Source organism: Sporosarcina limicola (assembly GCF_014873855.1).
Classification (GTDB): domain Bacteria; phylum Bacillota; class Bacilli; order Bacillales_A; family Planococcaceae; genus Sporosarcina; species Sporosarcina limicola.
This window is the reverse complement of record NZ_JADBEL010000061.1, coordinates 1-3,520: the sequence shown is the minus strand read 5'-3', so window position 1 is coordinate 3,520 and position 3,520 is coordinate 1. Positions and strand designations below refer to the sequence as shown.

The following is a 3,520-nucleotide window of genomic DNA, read 5'->3' as shown; positions in this document are numbered from 1 at the left end:
AGAGAAACTAATTAAAGGTGTCTATTTCGCTAATTGATTTCTCTGGATATAGGATATTCATTGAGTTGATGCCTGTTTGAAAAAGACTTAACTTTTTTGTGTCCATGGTATTGACTTAGAACCAGATCTCCATTATTTATTTTTATCCTATCTTTACAAAATTTAATATATTATGTATAGTATAGAAAATACATTGTTTTCTTAATTCTAAAGAAATCATTTAATTAAATACATTATGTTTTAAAAAAAGGGGATTTTTATGGAAATCGAAACTAAAAGGCTAAAATTAATTGCATGCAATCCAGAATTTGTATCAAAAATTTCCCCTCGAGAGTACGAAATCGGGAATCATATAAAAGAATATCTAGGTGAACTTAAAAATGACTCGAGTATTCAGGGTTGGGGTATATGGTTCGTTGTGAATAAAAATAATAACAATATAATTGGTGATATTGGTTTCAAAGGTAAACCTATAAATAATATGGTTGAAATAGGATATGGAATCACTCCTTCATCCCAAAAAAGTGGGTATGCAACTGAAGCAGTAAAAGCGATTATTGACTGGGCTTTTTCATTTAACCAAGTAGAAAAAATAATTGCTGAATGTTTAGATGACAATATCCCCTCAATAAAAGTATTAGAAAAAATGAAAATGAAAAGAGTAGAACAAAATAACAATATGCTGAAATGGGAACTAATAAAAATGTAATCTATTTTTTTTGGCTCAACACCAAAGTCTGTACTTGACATAAAAAACTATACAAAAAACACCTGTATCCTCTATAGTTGAAAGTACGACCCAACAACGAAAGAGGTAGACAGATGAACTCCCACTTTACCACTCTTCTTCTTGATTTAACAGAGCTAGTTATTTCCAATGTCGAACGTATCCTAGAAGACTTTTTTGTTCATGCAGATCCTACGGATCGTTTCCAAAAGTGTCCTCACTGCCTAGGAGAGGACGTTATCCATAAGGGTATTGCTTATCAACGAACAGTACGTCATCTTCCAGCCTTCGGTCGGCGTGTATTCCTTTGTCTCCCTGCAATCCGACTGTTGTGTAAACCATGCGGGGCTACTTTTATTTTTGACTATGCATGTGTGGAACCAGGAAAACGATACACCAAACAATTCGTTGCATCGCTCCCAGGTCACGTGGTCGGTGCGACAGTTAAGCATGCGGCAAAACAGACACAAACCCCTGCGACTACCGTGGAACGGGTTTTTAAACAATGGATGGAAGGCGAATGTAAGCAGGTTCAAGCGGTCTGTACAGAACAGGCTTTAGAAAGTAATCAGCTTGTTTTGGGTATTGACGACTTCGCAATCCGCAAAGGGCACACGTATAATACGGGCCTTCATGACTTGCGGGGTGATACGTTTCTTGATGTCATCCCCGGTCGGAAACTGGAGGATTTACGGGCTTATTATCAAGAGCACCCACACTGGATGAATCTTCAACCTGTAGCCGTCGTCATGGATTTGGCAAAAGCATATCATACGTTTATCAAGGAAACCTATCCATCCGCCATACGGATTGCCGATCGTTTTCATGTGAACGGGTATGTGATAGAAGCCTTGCAACTCATACGTAAGGGATGTGCAGAAAGACCTTTCCCCTCATGCGCGTCAACAATTGAAACGGAACTTTAGGCTTATCGGTAAACGGGCAGATCAATTGTCCGAAAAGGAAGCTAAACTAGTAAACCAATTTCTTCAGTACTCGGAAAACGTTACGGGCAGTTTATGAATGGAAAGAAGCTTTTATCACTTGGTACGACTGCAGTGGCAATCATAGATTGGCTGTTAAGGGCTTCGAACGATGGATTGAACAGGGAGAACAAATCGATTATCCGGCTGTCCAGAATTGCCTGAAAACCATGAACAATTGGCAGGAAGAAATTTGTAATTATCATCATTTACGTTTCACGAACGCGGCAGTGGAAGGACGAAATAACAAAATAAAAGCGCTGCAACGCAGACATTACTTCACTCGGAATCCGAAGTACTACAAACAACGGATTTTACTGGAATGTAACGAGGAACTTCTAAGTTGTTGAAAAGTCAAGTACATGTTTCGGTGTTGAGCCTTTTTTTAAATTTATTAAAGTTCTTGGGTAATTGCTTTCACTTTATTTAGTGGCTTGTAGAGTAACTTTACAAGCCATTTTTGTTCCACAATCTCAGTGGAACAAGCTGTGACATCGTCTTCCAGAACGCTGTACACCATATTGACCATGGATAGGATTGAAATTGGGCGATCACTAGCGTCGCATTAAAATAATCCCAATATTAAAGGTACTCGAAGTGTTCACTAACTTTATTTTGTGCTAAGAAAAAGTCCTTTATAATGGATAAGGTCAGGTGGTAACCCGTCCAAATCCACTAAAAAGGACCAATCTCATGGACAAGATTACACGAAAAACTTCATTTGGACAATGGTTTTCACCTATAAATCTTCAATTAGTTGAGGAAAACGTGAAAACATTAAAATTAGATACTTATACGAAAAAACTTACGACGGAGTCGTTCTTGAGATTACTCCTTTTTGCGCAGCTTCATGAAACGGAAAGTCTACACGCGCTGAGTGATTGTCTTTTCGATGAACAACTTCAAACTGGTGTGAACCTCGATTCAATCAGTGTTTCGCAATTATCCCCCAGGCTTAATGGATGGATTCCACGCTATTTCAACAGCTTTTTATCGATTTAGTCGCGCAAATTCATCAAAAAACGAACTATACGAAAATCACAATGCCGCTAAAAATTATTGATTCGAGTACTTTGCCACTTAATTTAACCAATCATCAATGGGCTAAATTCCGTAAAACGAAAGCGGGAGTAAAACTGCATCTACGACTTGTGTTCATGGAAAAAGGAACTTCCTATCCTGAAAAAGCAGTACTTACAACAGCAAAAGAACATGATCGTAACCAGCTTGAAGTTATGGTTGACGACAAAGAACGCATGTATGTTTTTGACCGTGGTTACTTAGATTATGAACGCTTTGATCGCATGACTGTGTTTTCTATGTCTCCAATTTTACCAGATTCAATTCAACATGACCAACTAAAATCTCGGGTAAGTCTCTTTTTTAAACAGGCAAAAATCGGTACTTTCTTACACCAATCCAATATTAGGAAAGAGAAAGGCTTATCTGCACTTATCCTTATCCAATTCATCTTTTCACTTGTCCTTCAAGGAAAGAATCTTTACCGAACATTGGAATCAGGGCGTTTTCCAGATGCGCCTGAGAAGGATGCCGTGTATGACTTGCTCAAACGGACGACCTATAACTGGCGAAAATTGCTTTCACTTGTCAGTGCACATCTCATTGAAACGATTTTAAAACCCCTAACCTCGGAGGATCGGGACCGCGTTCTCATCTTAGATGACTCGACCTATAATCGAAATCGAAGTAAGTCTGTTGAACTGTTAACGCGTGTCTTTGACCACACCACTGGAAAATACATCAAAGGCTTCCGTATGCTTACGCTTGGTTGGTCGGATGGCGCCACTTT

The 3,520-nt window shown here is 38.7% G+C and carries 5 protein-coding genes; all 5 read left to right on the top strand.

Annotated features, from left to right (window positions below):
* Positions 1 to 259 precede the first annotated feature (259 nt).
* Positions 260 to 709, top strand: coding sequence for a GNAT family N-acetyltransferase (locus H4683_RS20945; protein WP_192600757.1), 450 nt, complete (start codon positions 260 to 262; stop codon positions 707 to 709).
* A 113-nt stretch (positions 710 to 822) separates the two neighbouring features.
* Positions 823 to 1,653 carry a transposase gene (locus H4683_RS20940; RefSeq protein ID WP_192600756.1) on the top strand — a complete coding sequence of 277 codons (831 nt, stop codon included), beginning with the start codon at positions 823 to 825 and terminating at the stop codon, positions 1,651 to 1,653.
* 113 nt (positions 1,654 to 1,766) lie between these two features.
* Positions 1,767 to 2,060 carry a transposase gene (locus H4683_RS22080; RefSeq protein WP_338062516.1) on the top strand — a complete coding sequence of 98 codons (294 nt, stop codon included), beginning with the start codon at positions 1,767 to 1,769 and terminating at the stop codon, positions 2,058 to 2,060.
* Positions 2,061 to 2,403: 343 nt separating this feature from the next.
* A complete protein-coding gene (locus tag H4683_RS22580; RefSeq protein ID WP_420826601.1) occupies positions 2,404 to 2,712 on the top strand; it encodes a DUF4372 domain-containing protein in 309 nt (102 codons plus the stop codon).
* Positions 2,673 to 3,520 (top strand): transposase (locus H4683_RS22575; RefSeq protein WP_420826600.1); only part of this gene is annotated, 848 nt, incomplete at its 3' end. The genes H4683_RS22580 and H4683_RS22575, both read left to right, overlap by 40 nt.

Bases quoted from the DNA above. Each gene is read 5' to 3' on its own strand.
- H4683_RS20945 (WP_192600757.1), top strand. From the start codon at position 260: ATGGAAATCGAAACTAAAAGGCTAAAATTAATTGCATGCAATCCAGAA.
- H4683_RS20940 (WP_192600756.1), top strand. From the start codon at position 823: ATGAACTCCCACTTTACCACTCTTCTTCTTGATTTAACAGAGCTAGTT.
- H4683_RS22580 (WP_420826601.1), top strand. From the start codon at position 2,404: ATGGACAAGATTACACGAAAAACTTCATTTGGACAATGGTTTTCACCT.